Annotated in this window: 18 protein-coding genes; 17 read left to right on the top strand and 1 reads right to left on the bottom strand. The window is 67.6% G+C overall.

Annotated features, from left to right (window positions below; genetic code table 11):
- The first annotated feature begins 754 nt into the window (after positions 1 to 754).
- The 15 genes from K8M09_RS21730 to apnL all read left to right on the top strand — a co-directional run bounded on the left by K8M09_RS21730 (position 755) and on the right by apnL (position 19,492).
- Positions 755 to 1,408, top strand: a complete 654-nt coding sequence (locus K8M09_RS21730; RefSeq protein WP_160786526.1) for a DUF2291 family protein — start codon at positions 755 to 757, stop codon at positions 1,406 to 1,408.
- Positions 1,405 to 2,946 (top strand): sugar ABC transporter ATP-binding protein, encoded by a 1,542-nt coding sequence (locus tag K8M09_RS21735; RefSeq protein WP_160786525.1) that lies wholly within the window; start codon positions 1,405 to 1,407, stop codon positions 2,944 to 2,946. Before K8M09_RS21730 ends, K8M09_RS21735 begins: the two co-directional genes overlap by 4 nt.
- Before the next feature lie 12 nt (positions 2,947 to 2,958).
- A complete protein-coding gene (locus tag K8M09_RS21740; protein ID WP_160786524.1) occupies positions 2,959 to 3,999 on the top strand; it encodes an ABC transporter permease in 1,041 nt (346 codons plus the stop codon).
- A 115-nt stretch (positions 4,000 to 4,114) separates the two neighbouring features.
- A complete protein-coding gene (locus tag K8M09_RS21745) occupies positions 4,115 to 5,062 on the top strand; it encodes a D-ribose ABC transporter substrate-binding protein (protein ID WP_160786523.1) in 948 nt (315 codons plus the stop codon).
- A gap of 112 nt (positions 5,063 to 5,174) precedes the next feature.
- Positions 5,175 to 6,029 (top strand): DeoR/GlpR family DNA-binding transcription regulator, encoded by an 855-nt coding sequence (locus tag K8M09_RS21750; protein WP_160786522.1) that lies wholly within the window; start codon positions 5,175 to 5,177, stop codon positions 6,027 to 6,029.
- A gap of 64 nt (positions 6,030 to 6,093) precedes the next feature.
- Positions 6,094 to 7,617: an FGGY-family carbohydrate kinase gene (locus K8M09_RS21755; protein WP_160786521.1), complete on the top strand. Its 1,524-nt coding sequence runs from the start codon at positions 6,094 to 6,096 to the stop codon at positions 7,615 to 7,617.
- Positions 7,618 to 7,633: 16 nt separating this feature from the next.
- Positions 7,634 to 9,304 (top strand): glycerol-3-phosphate dehydrogenase/oxidase, encoded by a 1,671-nt coding sequence (locus K8M09_RS21760; RefSeq protein WP_380735172.1) that lies wholly within the window; start codon positions 7,634 to 7,636, stop codon positions 9,302 to 9,304.
- 79 nt (positions 9,305 to 9,383) lie between these two features.
- Entirely contained in the window at positions 9,384 to 11,084 is a 1,701-nt protein-coding gene (locus K8M09_RS21765) for a dihydroxyacetone kinase family protein (RefSeq protein WP_160786519.1), read from the top strand.
- Positions 11,085 to 11,387: 303 nt separating this feature from the next.
- Positions 11,388 to 12,215, top strand: coding sequence for a phosphogluconate dehydrogenase C-terminal domain-containing protein (locus K8M09_RS21770; protein WP_160786518.1), 828 nt, complete (start codon positions 11,388 to 11,390; stop codon positions 12,213 to 12,215).
- 99 nt (positions 12,216 to 12,314) lie between these two features.
- Positions 12,315 to 13,256, top strand: a complete 942-nt coding sequence (locus K8M09_RS21775; RefSeq protein ID WP_160786517.1) for a D-ribose ABC transporter substrate-binding protein — start codon at positions 12,315 to 12,317, stop codon at positions 13,254 to 13,256.
- Positions 13,257 to 13,323: 67 nt separating this feature from the next.
- Positions 13,324 to 13,959, top strand: a complete 636-nt coding sequence (locus K8M09_RS21780) for a DUF2291 family protein (protein WP_160786516.1) — start codon at positions 13,324 to 13,326, stop codon at positions 13,957 to 13,959.
- 1 nt (position 13,960) lies between these two features.
- Positions 13,961 to 15,499, top strand: a complete 1,539-nt coding sequence (locus K8M09_RS21785; protein ID WP_160786515.1) for a sugar ABC transporter ATP-binding protein — start codon at positions 13,961 to 13,963, stop codon at positions 15,497 to 15,499.
- Positions 15,499 to 16,566: an ABC transporter permease gene (locus K8M09_RS21790; RefSeq protein ID WP_160786514.1), complete on the top strand. Its 1,068-nt coding sequence runs from the start codon at positions 15,499 to 15,501 to the stop codon at positions 16,564 to 16,566. The genes K8M09_RS21785 and K8M09_RS21790 overlap by 1 nt, the downstream gene beginning before the upstream one ends.
- A gap of 2 nt (positions 16,567 to 16,568) precedes the next feature.
- Positions 16,569 to 17,603: a Gfo/Idh/MocA family protein gene (locus tag K8M09_RS21795; protein ID WP_160786513.1), complete on the top strand. Its 1,035-nt coding sequence runs from the start codon at positions 16,569 to 16,571 to the stop codon at positions 17,601 to 17,603.
- Positions 17,600 to 19,492 (top strand): D-apionate lactonase, encoded by a 1,893-nt coding sequence (gene apnL / locus K8M09_RS21800; protein WP_160786512.1) that lies wholly within the window; start codon positions 17,600 to 17,602, stop codon positions 19,490 to 19,492. The genes K8M09_RS21795 and apnL overlap by 4 nt, the downstream gene beginning before the upstream one ends.
- Here apnL and K8M09_RS21805 read toward each other — a convergent pair.
- Positions 19,468 to 20,184 carry a transcriptional regulator NanR gene (locus K8M09_RS21805; protein ID WP_160786511.1) on the bottom strand — a complete coding sequence of 239 codons (717 nt, stop codon included), beginning with the start codon at positions 20,182 to 20,184 and terminating at the stop codon, positions 19,468 to 19,470. The genes apnL and K8M09_RS21805 overlap by 25 nt on opposite strands.
- A 149-nt stretch (positions 20,185 to 20,333) precedes the next feature.
- Here K8M09_RS21805 and oiaX point away from each other — a divergent pair, with 149 nt between their 5' ends.
- Both oiaX and K8M09_RS21815 read left to right on the top strand, forming a co-directional pair.
- Positions 20,334 to 21,590 (top strand): 3-oxo-isoapionate-4-phosphate decarboxylase OiaX, encoded by a 1,257-nt coding sequence (oiaX, locus tag K8M09_RS21810; protein WP_160786510.1) that lies wholly within the window; start codon positions 20,334 to 20,336, stop codon positions 21,588 to 21,590.
- A 2-nt stretch (positions 21,591 to 21,592) separates the two neighbouring features.
- Complete coding sequence (locus tag K8M09_RS21815; RefSeq protein WP_160786509.1) at positions 21,593 to 22,891, top strand: four-carbon acid sugar kinase family protein; 1,299 nt, start codon at positions 21,593 to 21,595, stop codon at positions 22,889 to 22,891.
- Positions 22,892 to 22,897: the final 6 nt, after the last annotated feature.

The raw sequence follows: 22,897 nt of genomic DNA on the forward strand, positions 1-22,897 counted from the left end.
CGCGCATCCGCGCGGCCCGCAGCGGCAAGCATCGCTTCGCCTGATCCGAAACAGAGCATTCCATCCTCCCGATCGTCTTTCGCGGCGGCGCGCGCGGTTCCCGGCCAGTCTGGCCGGTATCGTCCCGGCCCTCAAGGCTGCGCCGCGGGCGCTCCCGGATCGCCGGCAGAAGATATCATAAAGTTACCATATGTCTCGTAAAATTTTTCGAGCATCGAATTATTTTTCAGTTATGATGATTGGCAGGAAGGAGTTGCGCCCGGGCAAGGGCGGAAGGCCGCCACCTCCCTCGGGTCTGCGCTTGCCGCCCCCGATGACCCGCCGGCCTGCGCTATACGGTGGCGGTAGTTGCGTATTTTATCGAGTATTAACAGGATTTTACTGCTATTTCCTGAGAAGGTATCCTGCAAGGCGGTTCGGCGTTCGACCGCATGGAGGGGTGTGGCTCCGGCCTTGTTGATAGATCGGACGACTGTGGAAAGCGATGCAGCCGCTCTCGCTTTCGTTATAAAAGGTCGATTGACAGGCTGTGTTAATTTAACATATAAGTTGGGATATATCGCACATATATACCGCAACCGCGAAAAGATGTGCAGCGCAGCGCAAGGCGGATGAGGAGATCCGGCCGGCGCGGTTCATGGGGAGGATGCCATGGCAGATACCGTTTGGAAGACCGCGACGCCCGGCCCCTGCGCCATGGCTGCGCCCGCCGGTTTGCCGCTGTTCCCGTCGTTCAACCGCAAGGCCCGCCGCCATGACTGACGCCACGCTCTCCAAACCGCAGCAGCCCGCCACGCGCGGCCGCCGCTGGATCCGCATCGCCGCCGCCGCCGTCCTCGTCGGGGCCATGGCCTACAGCACCGCCGTCGTGCGCATCGGCTCCGACCGGGATGTCCAGGTGCAGACCTTCTCGCCGGCAAGCTTCGGCGCCGAGCAGTTCCCGCTCATCCGGCAGAGCGTCGAGACGCGCGCCGTCGACGCGGTGGAACTGGCGGGCGCCATCGCCGCCGACAAGAAGGCGGCGAGCGCGAAATACGGCATCGCCACCTCCACCGGCCCCGTCTTCCCGGTCCGCTTCACCGGCGTCGTCGGCGAGCGCAAGGCGAACTACAACACGATCTCGGTCGAGGGGCTTCCGGCCGAGCTGACCCTGCGCGTGCAGACCGGCCCGGCGCTCAACGGCACGGACCTGCGCGATGCCACGGGCAAGATCGAATTCGGCCAGTTCAAGAACCAGATCGAGTACCAGGACGCCGGCTCGGCGATCAACAACGAGGTCAAGACAGTGGTCCTTGGCGCCCTGGACCCGGCGGCGCTCGCCGGCAAGAAGGTCACGGTCACCGGCGTCTTCAAGCTGGTCAACCCGAAGAGCTGGATCGTCACTCCCGTCCGGTTCGACGTTCAATGAGTGCGCTCCCGCAAGCCACCTCGAACGGGGGAGTCGTGCTCGCCGCGCGCAACGTGGCGAAGTCCTACGGCAGCGTCCACGCCCTCAAGGGCGTCAATTTCGACATTCATCGCGGACAGGTGACGACCCTGTTCGGCGAGAACGGCGCCGGCAAGTCGACGCTGATGAAGATCCTGTCCGGCGTCGTGAAGCCGACCTCGGGCGAAATCGTTCTCGATGGAGAGCCTATCGTTTTCGCGTCATCCTCCCAAGCGCGCGATCACGGTATCTCCATCATCCATCAGGAGCTCAGCCTCGCCCCCAACATGAACGTTCGCGACAATATCTTCATGGGTCGCGAGATCATGACGGCGACGGGTGTGGACTTCGCCGAGGAAGAGCGCCTGACGCGCCTCCTGATGGCTGAACTGGAAGAGGACATCGATCCTCTCACCCCCGTCGAGGACCTGCGTCTCGGCCAGCAGCAGATCGTCGAGATCGCGCGGGCGCTGTCGGTCAATTCGCGCATCCTCATCATGGACGAGCCGACCTCGGCGCTGTCGGCCTCGGAGGTCGAGGTGCTGTTCAAGGTCATCCGCGACCTTACCGCCCGCGGCGTCTCCATCGTCTATATCTCGCACCATCTGGAAGAGGCGCTGCAGATCACCCATCACGCGGTCGTGCTGCGCGACGGGACGATGACGGCCTATGCCGAGCGCAGGGATATCGATCTCGAATGGATCGTCCGCCACATGGTCGGCGACAATTTCGACCTCGGCTCGCCGCCGGCGGGCTACGAGATGGGCGACGTCGCGCTGTCCATCGAGGGGCTGACGGTCCCCGATCCGGGCGGCGCGGGCTATGCCGTCGTCGACGACATGTCGCTTTCGGTGCGGGCGGGCGAAATCGTCTGCATCTACGGCCTGATGGGCGCGGGGCGCACGGAGCTGCTGGAAACGGTCGCCGGCCGCCTGAAGGCAACGGCCGGCACGGTCCGGCTGAAGGGCCGGGACGTCACCGGCCGCTCCATCGCCGACTGCATCCGCGACGGCCTGGTGCTCGTGCCGGAAGACAGGCAGCGCGACGGCCTGGTGCAGACCATGACGGTCGGCCGCAACCTCTCGCTCGCCAGCCTGCGCGCCTTCACGCGCGGCCTCTTCACCTCCGCCTCCCGCGAGACGGACCTGGTCGGGGACGCGATCCGCAAGGTGCATATCAAGACCGATGGCGGCGGGGCGGCGATCGGCTCGCTGTCCGGCGGCAACCAGCAGAAGGTGGTCATCGGCAAGATGCTGGCGACCGACCCCGAGGTGATCCTGCTCGACGAGCCGAGCCGCGGCATCGACATCGGCGCGAAGGCCGAGGTCTTCAAGCTGCTCGCCGAGCGCGCGCGGCAGGGCCTTGCCGTCGTCTACACGACCTCGGAGGTCGGCGAATGCCTCAGCATCGCCCATCGCATCGTCGTCATGCGGCGCGGCCGTATCTCCGCGCAGTTCGGTCCTGACGTGACCAAGGAACAGATCATGGCCGCCTCCGGCGAAGCCGTGCATGCCCATTAGGAGCGCTTCAGCATGTCAGTCACACCTGCAATCCAGACAAAGGCGGCGGCAAGCGGCGGCAAGCGCAGGAAGAGCCTGGTCGAGCTTCTGTTCGAAGGGCGTGCCTTCTTCGCGCTGATCGCCATCATCGTCGTCTTCTCGCTGATGTCGCCGAACTATTTCACGGTCAGCAACTTCCTGATCATGGCCTCGCATGTCGCCATCTTCGGCCTGCTCGCCATCGGCATGCTGCTCGTCATTCTTAATGGCGGCATCGACCTGTCCGTCGGCTCGACGCTCGGTCTTGCCGGCGTCGTCGCGGGCTTCCTGATGCAGGGCGTGACGCTGCCGCCGTTCGGCGTCATCCTCTACCCGGCGGTCTGGGTGGTCGTGGTGCTGACCTGCCTGCTCGGCGCGGTCGTCGGCGCGGTGAACGGCATCCTGATCGCCTATCTGCGGGTGCCGGCCTTCGTCGCCACGCTCGGTGTGCTCTATGTGGCGCGCGGCATCGCGCTGCTGATGACCAACGGCCTCACCTACAACAATCTCGGCGGCCGCCCGGAACTCGGCAATACCGGCTTCGACTGGCTCGGCTTCAACCGGCTCGCCGGCGTGCCGATCGGCGTGCTCGTGCTGCTGGTCTTCGCCGTCGCCTGCCACATCCTGCTGGCCCGCACGGCCTTCGGCCGCTGGCTCTATTCCTCGGGCGGCAACGAGCGGGCGGCGGAGCTTTCGGGCGTGCCGGTCAAGCGGGTCAAGATCACGGTCTATGTGCTGTCGGGCATCTGCGCGGCCGTTGCGGGCCTCGTGCTCTCCTCGCAGCTCACCTCCGCCGGCCCCACCGCCGGCACCACCTACGAGCTGACGGCCATCGCCGCCGTCGTCATCGGCGGGGCGGCGCTGACGGGCGGTCGCGGCACGGTCATCGGCACCATGCTCGGCGCCTTCGTGATCGGCTTCCTCTCGGACGGCCTCGTGATCATCGGCGTCTCGGCCTACTGGCAGACCGTCTTCACGGGCGCCGTCATCGTCACCGCGGTTCTCCTGAACAGCGTCAAATACGGTCGCCGCTGACAGCGGCGGCCGGCACCCACTGACCGCGGCCGGCAGAGGCGGGATCCCGAGCGGCCCGGCGGCGGAAAGTATTGCCGGAAACGGCGTAACCGGACTCAACAAAGGGAGTGAGACCATGTTCAAAAAAGGTATGCGTGTACTCTTCGCAGCAACTGCCGTCGTGCCGCTGCTGTTCAGCTCCGCCTGGGCGGAGGGCCTGATCACCGTCATCGTCAACGATCCGTCGAACCCCTACTGGTTCACGGAAGGCGAAGTCGCCAAGAAGACGGCCGAAGGCCTCGGCTACACGGCCAATGTCGGCGCCCACAAGGGTGACACGAACACCGAAAGCAACCTGATCGACACCGCCATCACCAACAAGTCGGTCGCCATCATCCTCGATCCGGCGAATGCCGACGGTTCGGTCGGCGCGGTCAAGAAGGCCGTCGCGGCCGGCATCCCGGTCATCCTCGTCAATGCCGAGATCAACCAGGAAGGCCTTGCCAAGGCGCAGCTCGTCTCCAACAACGCCCAGGGCGCGGCCCTCGGTGCGCAGCAGTGGGTCGAGGCCGTCGGCGACAAGGGCAAGTATGTCGAGCTTTTCGGCGCGCCCTCGGACAACAACGCCGCGACGCGCTCGAACGGCTACGAGACCGTGCTGACGCAGTATCCGGACCTCGTGAAGGCCGGCAAGGAAGTGGCTGACTGGGACCGCACCAAGGGCCATGCCAAGATGCAGTCGCTGCTTCAGGCGAACCCCGACATCATCGGCGTGATCAGCGGCAATGACGAAATGGCCCTCGGCGCCATCGCGGCCCTCAAGGAAGCCGGCAAGCTCGACCAGGTGAAGGTCGGCGGCTTCGACGGTTCGCCGGACGCCGTCGCCGCCATCAAGGCGGGCGAGCTGCAATACACCGTCCTCCAGCCGGTCGCCGTGTTCTCGGAAGCCGCCGTCAAGCAGGCCGACAACGTGATCAAGACCGGCTCGACCGGCGTCGACACGGAAAAGCAGCTCTTCGATTGCCTCCTGATCACCAAGGACAATGTCGACAAGTACACCGCTCCGTTCGTTCTGAGCGAGTGATCGAGACCGGGAGCGCCCTGCGGGGCGCTCCCATCCCGCCCCGGCCTGCCCGGACGCGCTTGGCATTTTCCTTGCCGACCGATACGAGAGACGAACGCTCTATCCTCGAAGAATGGCAGGGTTTCCCGTGAACAACAAAGTCGACGTCAAGGATCTGCTATCGGAGGAACTGCCGAGCGACAGCCGGCATGCGCGCCAGCTCGTGCGGCGGCAGATGATCGCCGAAACGGTCCTTGCCGAAGGCTCCATCCGCATCGAGGACCTGACCGAGCGTTTCGGCATCAGCCTCATGACGGCGCACCGGGATGTCGACGAACTGGTCAGCCGCGGTCTCTTCCGCAAGACGCGCGGTATCGTTTCGGCCGCGCCGACCAGCCTCATCGAATCCTCCGACGCCTATCGCGCCACGCGGCAGGGCAAGGAGAAGAAGGCGATCGCCAGGGCCGCGATGCAGTTCGTCGAGCCGGGACAGGCGATCTTCATGGACGACGCCACGACCGTACACGAGATGACGCGTTTCCTGCCGGCCAAGGTGCCGCTGACGGTCATCACCAATTCGCTCGTGCTGATCAACGAGCTGAAGGAGGTGAACGACCTCAACCTCATCTGTCTCGGCGGGCAGTTCTACCACTGGTGCAATGCCTTCATGGGGCACATCACCACCAACGAGATTCGTCGGCTGCGCGCCGATACCGTCTTCATGTCGCTGTCGGCCATCGTCGGCGAGGCGGTCTACCACCAATCGCCCGAGACGGTGGAGACCAAGCGGGCGATGTTCGAAAGCTCGGCCCGGCGCGTGCTGTTGGCCGACCACACCAAGTTCGAGCGCCGCGCGCTGCATCACTTCGCGACGCTGGAGGAATTCGACGCGGTGATCGTCGACGAGGATATCCCGATCTCCCACCTGTCGCGCATGCGCTCGAAGGGGATCAACGTCATCGTGGCGGAGGCGGATCGCGCCGGCTGAGGGTTCCGCCTGGCGGAATTCGGATGCGGGCGCGCGCCTCCTTCGCCTGAGAATGGAGACAGCGATGCCCTGCATCATGGGTATAGACAGCGGCCTGACGGTGACCAAGGCCGTCATTTTCGATGCGGACGGGACGGTGCTATCCGTCGCCCGCCGCCGCGTCGCGCAATCGATCCCCGCGCCGCGGCACGTCGAGCGCGACATGGACGGCCTTTGGGCCGCCACGGCCGACGCCATCCGGGAGGCCGTCGCCGCCTGCGGCCTGCCTGCCGGGGATATCGTCGCCATCGCCGCGACGGCGCATGGCGACGGCATCTACCTGCTCGACGCCGACAGGCGGCCGCTCGGCAACGCCATCCTGTCGCTCGACACCCGCGCCGGGACGATCGCCGATGCATGGAACGAAGGCGATGTCGGCGCGCGCTCGCTGGCGCTGACGGGCCAGAAGCCGCATGCCTCCGCGCCCTCGGCCATCCTGCGCTGGATTCGTGACAACGACCCCGCGCGCTATGCCCGCATCGCCCATTTCATCGCCGCGAAGGACTGGCTGCGCTTCTGCCTCTGCGGCACCATCGGCACGGACCGCACGGAGGCGAGCACGTCCTTCACCGATGTCCGCACGCAGGACTATGCGAAGGAAGCCTTCGGCCTCTTCGGGCTGGACCGCCTTGCCGGAAGACAGCCGCCGATGGCCGGCTCCACGGAGATCGTCGGCGGCGTGACGGCCGAGACCGCGCGCCTGACCGGCCTTGTCGCCGGCACGCCCGTCATGGCCGGCCTGCACGACGTCACGGCGTCCGCGCTCGGCATGGGCGGCTATGGCGCGGGAACGGTCGCCGTCATCGCCGGCACCTATTCGATCAACGAGACGGTCTCCTTCGCGCCGCAGGTCGACGGCCGCTGGTTCTGCCGGAACGGCATCCTGCCCGGCGAGTGGAACAACATGTCCATCTCGCCGGCCTCCACCGCCAATTACGACTGGTTCATCGAGCAGTTCTGCGGCGGCGAGGCGCGGCAGGCGGAAGCGGCGGGCGACAGCATCCACGCGCTCCTCGGCAGGGAATTCGAGGCCGCGCGCGAGCGCCCCTCCGGCGTCTTCTTCCATCCCTATCTTTTCGGCTCGCCCTTCGGCGGGGCCTCCAGCGCCGGCTTCTACGGCCTCAATGCATGGCATGACCGGGGCGACCTGCTGCGCGGCGTGCTCGAGGGCATCGCGTTCAACCACCGCGTCCATGTCGATGCGCTGCGCGATGGCTTTGCGCCGACCGCCGCGCGCCTGACGGGCGGCATCTCGCGCAATCCGGCCATGGCCAGCCTCTTTGCCGATATCCTCGGCCTGCCCGTCACCGCGACGCGCACCGACGAGGCGGCCGCCTGGGGCGCGGCGCTTTGCGCGGGGGCCGGCGCGGGGCTTTTCGCCTCCCCGACGGACGATCCGCGAAACCTCGCCGCCATCGAAACCACCTACCGGCCGGATTCCGGCCGGCAACGCGCCTATGACGAGAAATATCGGGTCTTCCTCGATCTCGCCGAGGCCATGAAGCCGCTCTGGCCGGTGCTCGGCCGTCTCGGCGGCGCGAAGACATGACAGGAATGCCATCATGATGGGAAGGACAGCCGCCGACGTCGAGACCTTCGACGTCATCATCCTCGGGGCGGGCATCAACGGGGCGGGGCTGTTTCGCGACCTCTGCCTCCAGGGCCTGAAGTGCCTGATCGTCGACAAGGCCGATTTCGGCTCCGGCACCAGCGCCGCGCCCTCGCGCCTCATCCATGGCGGCATCAAGTATCTGGAGACCGGCGAGCTCGGCCTCGTCGCGCAGTCGACGCTGGAGCGGAACCTCCTGCTGCGCAACGCCCCCCATTGCGTCGAGCCGCTGGCGACCTTCATTCCCGCCTTCTCGCTGGCGAAGGGCGCCTGGGCGGCGTTCCGCACGCTGCTCGGCTCCACGACCGCCCCGCGCAGCCGCGGCGCGCTGCTCATCAAGATCGGGCTGGCGCTCTACGATCTCTATGGCGCGCGCCATCGGGTGATGCCGCGGCATCGCTTCATGCTTCGCCGCCGGGCGCTGGCGGAGATGCCGGAGATCACCCCGCGCATCGTCGCCGGCGGTATCTACTACGATGCCCGGATCAGCCGGCCGGAGCGGCTGGTCTGGGAACTCGTGCGCGACGGCCTCGATGCCTGCCCGCAGGCCCGCGCCATGAACTGCACGACCCTCGTGGACCGGGAGGAGGGCGTGCTGCGCCTGCGGGCGGCGGATGGCGGCGAGCGGCGGGTGCGCGCAGCCACGGTGGTCAATGGCGCAGGCCCCTGGATCGACCATGTCAACGCGGCGCTCGGCGTTGCCGGCAAGCTGATCGGCGGCACGAAGGGCTCGCATATCCTGCTGCGCCATCCGGACCTCGTCAAAAGCCTCAAGGGCCGCATGATCTATTTCGAGGCGGACGACGGGCGCATCTGCCTCGTCTACGACTATCTCGGCCTGGCGCTGGTCGGCTCGACGGACACCAAGGCCGACGATCCCGATACGGTGCGCTGCGAGGAGGACGAGATCGACTATTTCCTCGCCAGCCTCCGCTCGCTGTTGCCGGCTTTGCCGTTCGGGCGCGAGCAGATCGTCTATGCCTATAGCGGTATCCGCCCGCTGCCGGCTTCCGACGCCAGCAATCCCGGCCTGATCAGCCGCGATCACTCGGCGCCCGTGGCGGAACCTGCGGCGGGGCGGCCGTTCGCCGTCATCTCGCTCGTCGGCGGCAAGTGGACCACCTTCCGCGGCTTTTCCGAGGAGGTGGCGGATACGATCCTTGCGCGCCTCGGCCGCGACCGGACGGCCAGCACGCAGATGCTGCCCATCGGCGGCGGGCGCGGCTTTCCCACGGACGAGGCCGCCCGGCGGGCGTGGATTTCGCGGCGGGCGTCGGAAAGCGGCCTGCCCGCCGCGCGCATCGCGGCGCTGCTTGCGCGCTACGGCACGACCGCCGACGCCATCCTCGCCCATATCCACTCCGGGGGCGACGCGCCGCTTTCCCATGTCGAGGACTATGGCCGGGCGGAGATCGACTGGATCGCCCGCAGCGAAATGGTCGTGCATCTGGCCGATATCGTCATGCGGCGCACGACGCTCGCCATCGAGGGAAAGTTGACGGAGGAAGGGCTGGAGGAGATCGCCGCCGTCGCCGCGGAGGCGCTCGGCTGGGACGAGGCGCGCCGCGCGCAGGAGGTCGCGGCGGTCGCCGGGCGGTTGACGGCTGTCAATCGCGTTCACCTTTGAGCCGCGTGGCGTCTTTGCCCTTTTCTCGGTCCGCCGCCTGTTGCATCCTTTCGGCTCGATTGCCCGCAGGAGGAATGCCATGACCAAGATCGTCGATGACCCGGAAACCTTCGCCTCGTCGGCGCTTGCGGGCTTTGCCAGCGTCTACCGGCGATATGTCCGGCTGGTTCGGGGCGGCGTCGTGCGCGCGACGGCGGTGCCGGCGGGCAAGGTGTCGGTGATCGTCGGCGGCGGCTCGGGCCACTATCCGGCCTTCGCCGGCTATGTCGGGCCGGGCATGGCGGATGCGGCCGTGGCCGGCGAGATCTTCGCCTCACCCTCTACCGCCGCCGTCGCGCGGGTCTGCCGCAATGCCGAGCAGGGCGGCGGCATCGTGCTCGGCTTCGGCAACTATGCCGGCGACGTCCTCAATTTCGGCGTCGCGGCGGAGCGCCTGCGGGCGGAGGGCATCGACGTGCGCATCGTCACGGTGACGGACGACGTGGCGAGCGCGCCGGCCGATAGCCGTCTGCAGCGCCGGGGCATCGCGGGCGATTTCGTCGTCTTCAAGGTGGCGGGCGCGGCGGCGGAAGCGGGGCTGGGCATCGACGAGGTCGAGCGCGTCACGCGCCTTGCCAACGACCGCACCTTCTCCTTTGGCGTCGCCTTCGGCGGTTGCACGCTGCCGGGTGCGGCCGAACCCCTCTTCACCGTGCCGAAGGGCACGATGGCGCTCGGCCTCGGCATTCACGGTGAGCCGGGCATCCGCGACACGGACATCGTGCCGGCCGGGGAGCTGGCGAAGCTGCTGGCGGATGCGGTTCTTGCCGAGCGCCCGGCCGGCGCGCGCCGCGCCGCCGTGCTGCTCAACGGCCTCGGCGCGACCAAATACGAGGAGCTGTTCGTGCTCTGGGGCGCGGTCGAGGAACGGCTCCAGGCATCCGGCGTCGATCTCGTCGCGCCGGAGGTCGGCGAATATGTCACGAGCCTCGACATGCAGGGATGCTCGCTGACGGTGATGTGGCTCGACGAGGAGCTGGAGCGCTACTGGCTCGCGCCCTGCGATACGCCCGTCTTCCGTCGCGGCGAGACGATCCGCACGGAGCCGGCCGCCGTTCGCGCGGGGGGCGGGGACGAAGCGCCGGCCTTCGGCCTCGCCACGCCGGCCTCGCAGGCGGGCGCCCGCTGCCTTGCCGGCATTCTCGACGCGATGGTCGCGGCGCTCGGCGAGGCGGAGGCCGAGCTTGGCCGCATCGACGCCTTTGCCGGCGACGGCGACCACGGGCAGGGCATGCGGCGCGGGGCGGGCGCGGCCCGCGAGGCGATCCACCAGGCCGTTGCCGGCGGGGCCGGCGCGAGAAGCGCGCTCGCCGCGGCGGGCGACGCCTGGGCCGACCGCGCGGGCGGAACGTCCGGCGCGATCTGGGGCCTGCTGCTGCGCTCCTGGAGCTCCGCGCTGTCCGACGACAGGGCGCTGGACGACGGCGACATCGTGCGCGGCGCGCATCTGGCGCTTGCCGATGTCATGCGTCTCGGCGGCGCAAAGCCGGGCGACAAGACGCTGGTCGACGCCTTCGTGCCCTTCGTCGCCGCGCTGGAGACCGCCCGGGCCGACGGCCTGCCCCTGAAGGAGGCCTGGCGCAAGGCGAGCGCGGTCTGCGAGGAAGCCGCCCGGGCGACCGCGCCGCTCGCCCCGCGTCTCGGCCGCGCGCGCCCGCTCGCCGAGCGCAGCATCGGTCATCCCGATGCCGGGGCGGTCTCGCTGGCGCTCGTCGCGGCGACGGTCGCGGCCTGCCTCTGACGCGTTTCCAAACGCAAAACCTCACAGTTTCGATGTGACAATGAGCCGGCGTCGCGTGACGTCGGCTCGCTCGCTTCTGCGTGTTTCGCGCACAATATTCCGTTTTTCCAATGGGATAAGCCAATCGCGCCGCTTTCGGTGCGGTTGGCGCCTCCTGTCGAATTGCTGTGATATAACATATTCTGAGAGATAGTTATTGACTTGTTATACCAGTTGGGAAATATAGATCCAGCCCGGGCGACCGGCGGAGGAAATTTCCGGCTGGACGGGATCGTCTCGGCCGCGCATTCAGGGAGGTCTTCGATGACATCGATCGCGCTGTTCGGTGCCGGCGGCAAAATGGGCTATCGGCTGGCCAAGAATCTCAAGGGCTCGCGTTTCGATGTCCGGCATGTCGAGGTGAGCGAGGCGGGCAGGGCGCGCCTTTCCGGCGATCTCGGCCTTTCCTGCGTCTCCCCCGAGGAGGGCCTCGACGGCGCCGATGTCGTCATCCTGGCCGTGCCGGACACGGCGATCGGCAAGGTGGCGGCCGGCATTGCCGACCGCCTGAAGCCGGGCACGATGGTCGTGGCGCTCGATGCCGCCGCGCCTTTCGCCGGCCATCTGCCGCAGCGCGCCGACCTTACCTATTTCGTCACGCATCCCTGCCATCCGCCGATCTTCAACGACGAGACGGACCCGGCCGCCAAGCGCGACTTCTTCGGCGGCATCGCCGCCAAGCAGCACATCGTTTCCGCGCTGATGCAGGGGCCGGAGGAGGCCTATGGCCTCGGCGAGGAGATCGCCAGGGTCATCTGGGCGCCGGTCATGCGCTCGCATCGCGTCACGGTCGAGCAGATGGCGCTGCTGGAGCCGGGCCTTTCCGAAACGGTCTGCGCCTCGCTGCTCGTCGTCATGCGCGAGGCGATGGACGAATGCGTTCGCCGCGGCGTCGCCAAGGAGGCCGCGCGCGACTTCCTGCTCGGCCATATGAACGTGCTCGGCGCGGTCATCTTCGAGGAGACGCCCGGCGTCTTCTCCGACGCCTGCAACAAGGCCATCGAGTTCGGCAAGCCCGTGCTGATGAAGGACGACTGGAAGCGCGTGTTCGAGCCGGCGGAAATCGCCGCCAGCATCCAGCGCATCACCTGATTTCACGGCGCGGGAGCGCCGGACAAAGCTTGCATCGGCGCGGCCATTTTCAATGGAGGGATGGTCGCAGGGAGCCGCTGCCTAACCGGGAGGAAGAATATGAACGTGACCCGCAGACTGATCACCGTCGGCTTCGCCGCCGTCATGGCCGCTGGCGTCGCCATGCCGTCTTTTGCCGCCGACCTCATCGCCATCATCACCCCGAGCCACGACAATCCGTTCTTCAAGGCGGAAGCCGTGGGCGCGGAGGCCAAGGCCAAGGAACTCGGCTACGAGGCGCTGGTTCTGGTGCATGACGACGACGCCAACAAGCAGTCGCAGCTCATCGACACGGCCATCGGCCGCGGCGCCAAGGCGATCATCCTCGACAATGCCGGCGCCGACGCTTCGGTCGCCGCCGTGCAGAAGGCCAAGGACGCCGGCATCCCGTCCTTCCTGATCGACCGTGAAATCAACGCCGCCGGCGTCGCCGTCTCGCAGATCGTTTCGAACAACTACCAGGGCGCGCAGCTCGGTGCCGAGGAGTTCGTCAAGCTGATGGGCGAGAAGGGCAATTATGTCGAGCTCGTCGGCAAGGAATCCGACACCAATGCGGGCATCCGCTCGAAGGGCTACCACGACGTCATCGACGAATATCCCGACATGAAGATGGTGGCGCAGCAGTCGGCCAACTGGAGCCAGACGGAAGCCTATTCCAAGATGGAGACCATCCTGCAGGCCAACCCGGATATCCAGGGCGTCATCGCCGGCAACGACACCATGGCCATGGGCGCGATCGCCGCTTTGCAGGCCGCCGGCAAGAAGGATGTGATCGTCACCGGCTTCGACGGCTCGAACGACGTTCGCGACTCGATCAAGTCCGGCGGCATCAAGGCCACCGTGCTCCAGCCGGCCTATGCCCAGGCGCAGCTTGCCGTCCAGCAGGCGCATGACTTCATCACCGGCGGCAAGAAGCCGGCCGAGGAAAAGCAGCTCATGGACTGCGTGCTGATCAATGCCGACAATGCCGGCAAGCTCGAGACCTTCGCGCTCCAGGACTGATCTTCGAGGAAGCGGGCGCGGGATGATCGTCATCCCGCGCCCCGCCATTTGCCGGAGTACCCCATCCATGCGCTTCAAGGCCGCCGCCGCCATCGTATTCACCTGCGCCCTCGCGCTTGCGGGCTGCAAGTTCGTGAAGACCGCCGACAAGGAGAAGGAGGATCAGGCCGGGGCCTTCGATCCCGACGCGCTGGTCGCCGGAATGTGGGACGGCAAGGTCCTGCCCTATCTCGAAAAGCGCGCCGCGCCCCTGACGGAGGTTCTGGCGGCGACGGCCGCCGATCCCGACGAGGCCGGCCGCAAGCATGGCTACAAGGCCAGGCAGGGCAACGCGCCCTGGACCTTCATCGCCAAGGTCGGCGGAACGATCGTCGCGGAAGAGACCAAGTCGCGCGCCGGCTATGTCGATGTCGACGTGGATGGCGACGCCAAGGCGGATGCGCGCGTGTGGATCGGCCCGGCCATCCGCGGCACGGCGCTGCGCGACAGCCTGGATTTCGTGGACTTCAACGCCTTCCGCAACCAGATCGAATGGGCGCAGTTCGGCAAGGCGTTCAACACCCACGTGAACCGGACCGTCCTGGAGAAGCTGCCGCGCGAAAACCTCACCGGCAGGACGATCGAGGCGCTTGGCGCCTATCCGCTGCCGGCCAAGGGGCAGTTGCCGCAGCTTGCCCCCGCCACCGTCACCATCGGAGGCTGACATGACCGGCACCGACGACGTCATCCTTGAACTGAAGGACATCACCAAGGCCTATTCGGGCATCGTGGCGCTGAAGAAGGCGGACCTGAAGCTTCGGCGCGGCGCGGTCAACGTGCTGGTCGGTGAAAACGGCGCGGGCAAGTCCACCATGATGCGTATCATCGCCGGCGTCGAGCGGCCGACGCTGGGCGAGATCTGGATGGACGGCGAGCGCATCCACCTCGACAGCCCCGCCGACGCGGTGCGCCACGGCATCGGCATCGTCTTCCAGGAGCTGAACCTCTTCGGCAATCTTTCCGTCGCCGAGAACATCTTCGCCACGCGCGAGATCACGCGCGGCCTGCGCGGCATCGACCACAAGGCGCAGGTCGAGAAGGCCAACGAATTCCTCGACCGGCTGGAGGCCGGCATCTCCGCCGATACGCTGGCGGAGGACCTGCCCATCGGCCAGCAGCAGCTCGTGGAGATCGCCCGCGCCGTCTCGCTCGACACGCGCATCCTCATCATGGACGAGCCGACCTCGGCGCTGAGCGCGGCCGAAGTCGACGTGCTCTTCCGCGTCATCGCCGACCTCAAGGCGCGCGGCGTCGCCATCGTCTACATCTCGCACCGGCTGGAGGAGCTGATGCGCATCGGCGACCACATCACGGTGCTCAAGGACGGCCAGATCACCGGCCACGCCATGGTCAAGGATATCGACACGCGCTGGATCGTGCGCTCGATGATCGGCTCGGACGCCAAGGACTTCGCCAAGCAGGTCGAGCACGAGCCGGGCGAGGAGGTCTTCCGCACGCAGGATATCTGCCTGCCGCGCGCTCAGGGCGGCTATGCCGTCGACCATGTCTCCATCGGCGTGCGCCGGGGCGAGATTCTCGGCATCTACGGGCTGATGGGCGCGGGACGCTCCGAGCTTTTCGAGTGCATCATGGGACGGCACGAGCATTCGACGGGAAAGATCTTCGTCGAGGGCGCGGAACTGAAGGGGCGCGACACGACCCGGCGCATCCGCGAGGGCCTGTCGCTGATCCCGGAGGACCGGCAGCGCGAAGGCCTCGTCCAGTCCATGTCGATTGCCGACAACCTGTCCATGGCGAGCCTCGGCCAGTTCCTGAAAGCCGGCTTCCATATCGACCTGAAGCGCGAGCGGCAGGCAATCGCGGAGGCGATCCGCAATCTCTCGATCAAGGCGAAGAACCCGGACCTCGACGTGACCTCCATGTCGGGCGGCAACCAGCAGAAGGTCGTCATCGGCAAGGCGCTGATGACCGGGCCGAAGGTGCTGCTGATGGACGAGCCGAGCCGCGGCATCGACGTCGGCGCCAAGGCGGACGTCTTCCGCACCATGCGGCGGCTGGCCGGCGAGGGGCTGGCGATCCTCTTCTCCACCTCCGACCTCGAAGAGGTCATGGCGCTCTCCGACCGCATCGCGGTCATGAGCAACGGGCGGCTGGTGATGGTGGTCGACCGCAGGGACGCCACCGAGGACATGGTGATCTCGGCCTCCGCAGAAGGGCATAAAACCAGAAGGATGCAAGCGTGATGACGACAGCAACGCCAACTGCCGCCACCGGCACTCCTCTCTCCACGGGCGCGGCCCTGCTCACGCTGATGAAGCTTCGCACCTTCATCGCGCTCTTCGCCGTCATCCTCTTCTTCTCGATCTTCGCGCCGAACTTCCTGTCGACCGCGAACATGATCCTGATGTCGAAACATGCGACGCAGAACGCCTTCCTCGCCATCGGCATGACCTTCGTCATCATCACCGGCGGCATCGACCTGTCGGTCGGCTCCATCGTCGGCCTGTGCGGCATGATCGCCGGCGGCCTCATCATGTACGGCGTGGCGCTGCCGCTCGGCTACACGGTCTATTTCAACGTGATCGAGGTGGCGATCATCGTCGCCATCGTCGGCATCGCGATCGGCGCCATCAACGGCCTGCTGATCACCCGCCTCAATGTCGCGCCCTTCATCGCGACGCTCGGCACGCTCTATGTGGCGCGCGGCATGGCGCTGCTCTATTCCGACGGCCAGACGCTGCCCAACCTCACCGGCCGCGAGGACCTCGGCAACCAGGGCTTCGCCTATCTCGGCTCCGGCTCGATCTTCGGCCTGCCGGTCTCGGTCTGGATCCTGATCGTCGTGGCGCTGGGGGCGGCCTATTTCGCCCGCTTCGTGCCGCTCGGCCGGCACATCTTCGCCGTCGGCGGCAACGAGCGCGCCTCGCGCATGTCGGGCATCCGGGTCAATCGGGTGAAGATGTTCGTCTACATGTTCTCCGGCTTCTGCGCCGCCATCGTCGGCCTCATCATCTCCTCCGAACTCATGGCTTCGCATCCGGCGACGGGCACGAATCTGGAGCTGAACGCCATTGCGGCGGCGGTTCTGGGTGGTACATCCATGTCGGGCGGGCGCGGCACGATCGGCGGCACGATCATCGGCGCCTTCGTGATCGGCATTCTTTCGGACGGGTTGGTGATGATGGGGGTCAGTTCCTTCTGGCAGATGGTGATCAAGGGCCTCGTGATCATCGTGGCCGTGGTGGTCGATCAGGCGCAGCGCCGCCTCCAGCAGCGCGTCACCCTGATGCAGATGGCAAAGGCGGGCTGAGCATGGGCAAGATGAAGGGCGCGCTGATCGGCTGCGGTTTCTTCGCCGTCAACCAGATGCACGGCTGGCGGGACCTTGCCGATGTGAAGATCGTGGCGATCTGCGACCGCGATCCCGAGCGCCTGCGCATCGTCGGCGACCAGTTCGCCGTCGCCCGCCGCCACCAGTCGGCCGAGGACATGTTCGCCGAGGGCGGCTTCGACTTCGTCGATATCGCGACGACGGTGGGAAGCCACCGGGCGCTGGTCGAGCTTGCCGCGCGCCATGCGGTTCCGGCAATCTGCCAGAAGCCGTTCGCGCCGACGCTGGCGGACGCCAAGGCCATGGTCGCTGCCGCCGAGGCGGCCGGCATTCCGCTGATGATCCACGAGAACTTCCGCTGGCAGACGCCGATCCTGGCGGTGAAGGCGGTGCTGGACAGCGGCGCGATCGGCGATCCCTTCTGGGGCCGCGTCTCCTTCCGTTCCGGCTTCGACGTCTTCTCCGGCCAGCCCTATCTTGCCAAGGGCAAGCGTTTCATCATCGAGGATCTGGGCATCCACTCGCTCGATATCGCCCGCTTCCTCTTCGGCGACGCCGGCCGCATGACCGCCCGCACGCGCCGCATCAACCCGGATATTGCCGGCGAGGACGTGGCGACCATGCTGCTCGATCACGACAACGGCGTTACCTCCATCGTCGATGTCAGCTATGCGACGCGGCTGCCGGAGGAGCCTTTCCCGGAGACCTTCGTGGAGATCGACGGCAGCGCGGGCACGCTGCGGCTCGGCAAGGATTATACGCTCACCGTCCACGGCGCGGCCGGCACGGCGCGCAGCGTCGTCGCGCCGGCCCTCCTGCCCTGGGCCTCGCGGCCCTGGCACAATATCCAGGAAAGCGTCGCGCTCATCCAGAAGCACTGGGCCGAGCGGCTGGCCGAAGGGCGCGAGCCGGACACGTCCGGCCGGGACAATCTCAAGACCTTCGCGCTCGTCGAGGCCGCCTATCTCAGCGCGGAGCGGGGCGAGACCGTCGCCATCGCGGACCTTCTGGCATGAGCGGGGACCCGTTCAGGCTCTGCGGCACGGTCGAGCGCGAGCCGGAAAGCCGTCTTCTTTCCGCCGGCGACCTGAGCGTGACGCTCCAGGACGGCAACCTGCGCGGCCTGCGGTTTCGCGGCCATGAGGTGCTGCGCGCCGTCGCCTTCCTCGTGCGCGACAGGGATTGGGGTACCTGCGGGGCCGTTGTCGCCGACCTTGCCGCGAAGGCGGAGGGAGAAGGCTTCTCCGTCACCTACAAGGCCCGCTTCACCGCGCCCTCGGGGGCCAATCTCGACTGCGCCATCGCCATTGCGGGCACCGGCCGCGCGGTGACCTTTACCGCCGACTGCGTCAGCGACGCCGATTTCGAAACGGCCCGCGCGGGCTTCGTCGTGCTGCATCCGGTCGTCGGTGTGGCGGGGGAGCCGGTAGAGGTCCGCCATGGCGACGGCAGCGTCGAGGAGGCGCGCTGGCCGGACCGGATCGAGCCGTGGCAGCCTTTCAAGGATATTGCGGCAATCACCCATCGCGTTGCGGCGGGCATCGTCGCGGCGACGGAATTGACCGGCGACGTCTTCGAGATGGAGGACCAGCGCAACTGGACGGATGGCTCCTACAAGACCTATGTGCGCCCGCTCGCGCTGCCCTGGCCCTATCTCGTGCCGAAGGGCGCGCCCTTCCGCCAGCAGGTCGCCGTCGAGATCCGGGCGGAAGACGGGGCCGCGCCGGCTGCCGGCGCGGCGGATGCCGTCACGCTAAGTCTTGCGCCGACGGCGCGTGCATTCCCGGAGATCGGCGTCGGGCTGCGCCCGGAATGCCGGGAAGAGGAACTGGCCGCGCTCGATGCGCTGAGCGCCACGGGCGCGCGCCACCTGATCGCGCATTTCGATCCCGATGCCGGCCACGGCGTTACGGCGCTGGAGGGTTATGCGCGCATCGCGCGCGCCTGCGGGCTGAAAGTGACGCTGGAATTCGCCGTGCCGTGCAAGCGCCCGCTGGACGTGGAAATGGCCGATGCCGCCGCAGGCGTCGCCGAGGCGGGCCTGCCGCTCGATACGCTCTTCGTCTGCCCCTCGGTGGACCGCCAGTCGACGCCGCCCGGCAGCCGCTGGCCGGACTGCCCGCCGCTGGAGGATGTTTACGCCGCCGCCCGCGCGGCCTTTCCCGGCATACGGCTCGGCGGCGGCATGATGAGCTATTTCACGGAGCTGAACCGCAAGCGCGTGCCGGCCGGGCCGCTGGACTATATCGGCCATTGCACCAATCCCATCGTGCATGCGGCCGACGATCTCTCGGTGATGCAGACCTTCGAGGCGCTGCGCTCCGTCGTCCGCTCGGCCCGCGCCCTCTATGGCGAGAAGCCCTACCGCATCGGCCCGTCCACCATCGCCATGCGGCAGAACCCCTATGGCAGCGCGACGAAGGACAATCCGGCCGGCGGGCGCATTCCCATGGCCAATGTCGATCCGCGCCATAACGGCCAGTTCGCCGCCGCCTGGACGCTGGCCTATGCGGCGACGATCGCCGGGGCCGGGCTGGAGGTCCTGACGCTGTCGACCCTTGCCGGCCCCTTCGGGCTGGTCGCCGGGGAGGGGGAGCCGATGGCCGCGGGGACGTTGCGGCCGCTCGCGCATGTGCTGGCCCGTCTTTCCGCGCTGTCGGGCGAGGCGGCGGTCGGCGTGGAGACCTCGCGGCCGGATGCAATTGTCGGGCTTGCGGCGAAGGACCGGCTGCTGCTGGCCAATATCACGCCCGAGGCGCAGGCGGTCGTGCTACCGGCCGCACCGCGCGCGGTGTCGCTGATCGGCATCGACAACGGGGCGGTGTCGCCGGATGGCGCAAGGCTCGTGCTGCCGCCCTATGGCTGCGCGGAGGTCGCCCTTCAGGTGTTGCCCTTGAGGGCATAGAGCGCGCGGGAGCGTTCCAGATGCTTGATCATGGCCCGTTCCGCGATATCGGCGTCACCCTTCTCGATGGCGCGGATGATCTCCTCGTGCTCGGCGAGCGTGAAATTCTCGCGGCCCGTCCAGATGAGCATTTCGGTATGGTAGGATTTCAGCCATCCCAGCATCGCGCCGCTGACGGCCGCGAAGATCGGATTGCCGGAAATGCGGGCGATGCACTGGTGGAATTCCATGTCGGCCTCGATGAAGGCGTCCGCATCGCCGAGGCCCTGCTTCTGCTTGTCGAGAAGGGCGCGCAGCTCGGCGATCTGCTCCGGCGTCGCGCGGGCGGCGGCCTCGCGGACCATGCCGCGCTCGAAGAAGATGCGGGCGCTCTTCAGGTGCTCCAGCGTATCCGAGGAGCCCGAGAGCATCAGCTTGGCCGGCAGGTCGACCTGCCGGAAGATGGATTCGGCCGTGATGCGCAGCACCTTGGCGCGCTCGCCCTGCGAAATCTCGACGAGGCCCTTGCCGGCCAGCGCCTGCATGGCCTCGCGGATCGCCGGGCGGCCGACGCCGTAGCGCTCCATCAGCTCGCGCTCGGAGGGCATGTCGTCGCCGGCCTTCAGCTCGCCGGTCTCGATCATGAGCTTCAGCCGCGCGAAGACTTCGTCGGAGAGCTTCCTGCGGATGATCGGTTCGGAAACGACGTTCATGAGTCACCTGATTTCGACAGGTTTGAATATGCACCAAGTTCCATCGCCGCAACAGCTTTCCGCCGGGACGGCTTGCAATAACATAAATACTCATTATACCAGTTAGCGGTTGTTCACAAGCGCCGCGCCCCGTCCGGGCAGGAGAAAACATGATCCGGCTGACCTATCGCATAGAGACAGCAGGCCCGGTCGAGGCCATGGCGCGCAAGATCGCCAGCGACCAGTCGACCGGCACCTTCGTGGCGCTGCCCGGGGAGACGGAGGAACTGAAGGCGCGCGTGGCCGCGCGGGTCGTGGCGATCCGGCCGCTGCCGCCGTCCGACCGCGCCTCCTTTCCCGACGAGGCGGGCGGGGCGAGCCTGTTCAACCGCGCCGATGTCGATATCGATTTCCCGATGGACGCGGTCGGCACGGACCTTTCCGCGCTGATGACCATCGCCATCGGCGGCGTCTTCTCCATCAAGGGCATGACCGGCATCCGCATCGTCGACATGAAGCTGCCGGCGGAATTCGCCGCCGCCCATCCCGGCCCGCAGTTCGGCGTTTCCGGCAGCTTCGCCCTGACGGGCGTGAAGGACCGCCCGATCATCGGCACCATCGTCAAGCCGGCGCTGGGGCTTCGCCCGCACGAGACCGCGGCGATGGTCGGCGAGCTGATCGAGGCCGGCGTCGATTTCGTCAAGGACGACGAGAAGCTGATGAGCCCCGCCTATTCGCCGCTGAAGGAGCGTGTCGCGGCGATCATGCCGCGCATCCTCGACCATGAGCAGAAGACCGGCAGGAAGGTCATGTATGCCTTCGGCATCAGCCATGCCGACCCGGACGAGATGATGCGCAACCACGACATGGTGCTGGCGGCCGGCGGCAATTGCGCGGTGGTCAACATCAATTCCGTCGGCTTCGGCGGCCTTGCCTTCCTGCGCAAGCGTTCCGGCCTCGTGCTGCATGCCCATCGCAACGGCTGGGACGTGCTGACCCGCCATGCCGGCATTGGCTTCGAGTTCTCCGTCTGGCAGCAGTTCTGGCGTCTTCTCGGCGTCGACCAGTTCCAGATCAACGGCATCCGCGTGAAATACTGGGAGCCCGACGAAAGCTTCGTGCGCTCCTACCGGGCGGTGACCGCGCCGCTGTTTTCGCCGGCGGACGTCGCCCTTCCCGTCATCGGCTCGGGCCAGTGGGGCGGGCAGGCGCCGGATACGATCGCGGCGACCGGCGGCTCGACCGACCTGCTCTATCTGTGCGGCGGCGGCATCGTCAGCCATCCGGACGGGCCGGGCGCGGGCGTCAAGGCGGTCCGGCAGGCCTGGGAGGCGGCCGTCGCGGGCGTGCCGCTTACGGCCTATGCCGAAGACCATCCGGAGCTGGCGCGATCCATCGAGAAATTCGCCGACGGAAAGGCCGCCTGACCATGACACGCCCCCTGATCGGCTACTACGGCGACGATTTCACCGGCTCGACGGACGTCATGGAGGCGCTCGCCTCGAACGGCGTTGCGACCGTGCTCTTTCTCAAGGTGCCGGAAGCGGCGCTGCTGTCGCGCTTTGCGGGCGCGCGCGCCTTCGGCCTTGCGGGCACCAGCCGCAGCGAGACGCCGGACTGGATGGACGTGCATCTGCGCGCGGCCTTCGCATGGCTGAAGACGCTCGATGCCGAGCTGACCCACTACAAGGTCTGCTCGACCTTCGATTCCGCGCCCCATGTCGGCAGCATCGGCCGCGCGATCGAGATCGGCCGCGCGGTCTTCGGTAACGCGCCCGTGCCGCTCGTGGTCGGCGCGCCGCAGATCCGCCGCTACACCGCCTTCGGCGACCTCTTCGCCGCCTATCAGGGCCGCAATTACCGCATCGACCGCCACCCGGTCATGGCGCGCCATCCGGTGACCCCGATGGACGAGGCCAACCTGCTGCTGCATCTTGCGCGGCAAACCGCGCTTTCCTCGGCCCTTGTCGATAATGTCGCCGTTCTGGGCGAGCCGCAGGTCCCGGCGGCCGATATCGTCCTTGTCGACGTGCTCGACGCGGCGACGCAGGCGGCGGCCGGCGCGCTGCTCTGGAACGGGATGCGCGCGGCAAGCCGCTTCGTCTGCGGGTCCTCGGGCGTCGAATATGCCCTGATCCCCACATGGCGGCGCGAAGGCCTCATCGGCGAAAAACCCGTCTTCGCAAATGCCGGCCCGGTGGAGCGCATCGCGGTCGTCTCCGGCAGCGTCTCGCCCACCACTGAGCGGCAGATCCGCCATGCGCTGGCCAACGGCTTTGCCGGTGTCACGCTCGATCCGGTCGCGCTTTCCGGCGAAGATGGCGCATCGGCCATCGCGCACGCCGTCGAGGCGGGGCTGAGGGCGCTGGAGGGCGGCCGGAGCGTGGTGCTCTACACGGCGCTCGGGCCCGCGGCCGACCGGGGCGGCGAACTCGATTCCTCCACGGGCGCGCGCCATCGCCTCGGCCGGGCGCTCGGGCGCATCCAGTCGCAGCTCGTCGCGCGCGCCGGGCTTTCCCGCGTCGTGGTGGCCGGCGGCGACACGTCCAGCCATGCGCTCGGCGAAATGGGCATTGCCGCCCTCACGCTGAAGATGCCCCTGCCGCAGACGCCCGGCTCCCCGCTCTGCATCGCCCATGGCGGCCCTGCCGATGGCCTGCAGATCGCGCTGAAGGGCGGCCAGGTCGGCGGCGACGATTATTTCTCCATGATCCGGGCCGGGGCGTAGGCGGCG

It is taken from the genome of Shinella zoogloeoides (assembly GCF_020883495.1).
In the GTDB taxonomy this organism is placed as follows: Bacteria; Pseudomonadota; Alphaproteobacteria; order Rhizobiales; family Rhizobiaceae; genus Shinella; species Shinella zoogloeoides.

Bases quoted from the DNA above. Each gene is read 5' to 3' on its own strand.
- K8M09_RS21765 (WP_160786519.1), top strand. From the start codon at position 9,384: ATGACCAAGATCGTCGATGACCCGGAAACCTTCGCCTCGTCGGCGCTT.
- K8M09_RS21775 (WP_160786517.1), top strand. From the start codon at position 12,315: ATGAACGTGACCCGCAGACTGATCACCGTCGGCTTCGCCGCCGTCATG.
- K8M09_RS21735 (WP_160786525.1), top strand. From the start codon at position 1,405: ATGAGTGCGCTCCCGCAAGCCACCTCGAACGGGGGAGTCGTGCTCGCC.
- K8M09_RS21730 (WP_160786526.1), top strand. From the start codon at position 755: ATGACTGACGCCACGCTCTCCAAACCGCAGCAGCCCGCCACGCGCGGC.
- apnL (WP_160786512.1), top strand. From the start codon at position 17,600: ATGAGCGGGGACCCGTTCAGGCTCTGCGGCACGGTCGAGCGCGAGCCG.
- K8M09_RS21770 (WP_160786518.1), top strand. From the start codon at position 11,388: ATGACATCGATCGCGCTGTTCGGTGCCGGCGGCAAAATGGGCTATCGG.
- K8M09_RS21760 (WP_380735172.1), top strand. From the start codon at position 7,634: ATGGGAAGGACAGCCGCCGACGTCGAGACCTTCGACGTCATCATCCTC.
- K8M09_RS21740 (WP_160786524.1), top strand. From the start codon at position 2,959: ATGTCAGTCACACCTGCAATCCAGACAAAGGCGGCGGCAAGCGGCGGC.
- K8M09_RS21750 (WP_160786522.1), top strand. From the start codon at position 5,175: ATGGCAGGGTTTCCCGTGAACAACAAAGTCGACGTCAAGGATCTGCTA.
- oiaX (WP_160786510.1), top strand. From the start codon at position 20,334: ATGATCCGGCTGACCTATCGCATAGAGACAGCAGGCCCGGTCGAGGCC.
- K8M09_RS21805 (WP_160786511.1), bottom strand. From the start codon at position 20,184: ATGAACGTCGTTTCCGAACCGATCATCCGCAGGAAGCTCTCCGACGAA.
- K8M09_RS21745 (WP_160786523.1), top strand. From the start codon at position 4,115: ATGTTCAAAAAAGGTATGCGTGTACTCTTCGCAGCAACTGCCGTCGTG.
- K8M09_RS21780 (WP_160786516.1), top strand. From the start codon at position 13,324: ATGCGCTTCAAGGCCGCCGCCGCCATCGTATTCACCTGCGCCCTCGCG.
- K8M09_RS21785 (WP_160786515.1), top strand. From the start codon at position 13,961: ATGACCGGCACCGACGACGTCATCCTTGAACTGAAGGACATCACCAAG.
- K8M09_RS21795 (WP_160786513.1), top strand. From the start codon at position 16,569: ATGGGCAAGATGAAGGGCGCGCTGATCGGCTGCGGTTTCTTCGCCGTC.
- K8M09_RS21815 (WP_160786509.1), top strand. From the start codon at position 21,593: ATGACACGCCCCCTGATCGGCTACTACGGCGACGATTTCACCGGCTCG.
- K8M09_RS21755 (WP_160786521.1), top strand. From the start codon at position 6,094: ATGCCCTGCATCATGGGTATAGACAGCGGCCTGACGGTGACCAAGGCC.
- K8M09_RS21790 (WP_160786514.1), top strand. From the start codon at position 15,499: ATGACGACAGCAACGCCAACTGCCGCCACCGGCACTCCTCTCTCCACG.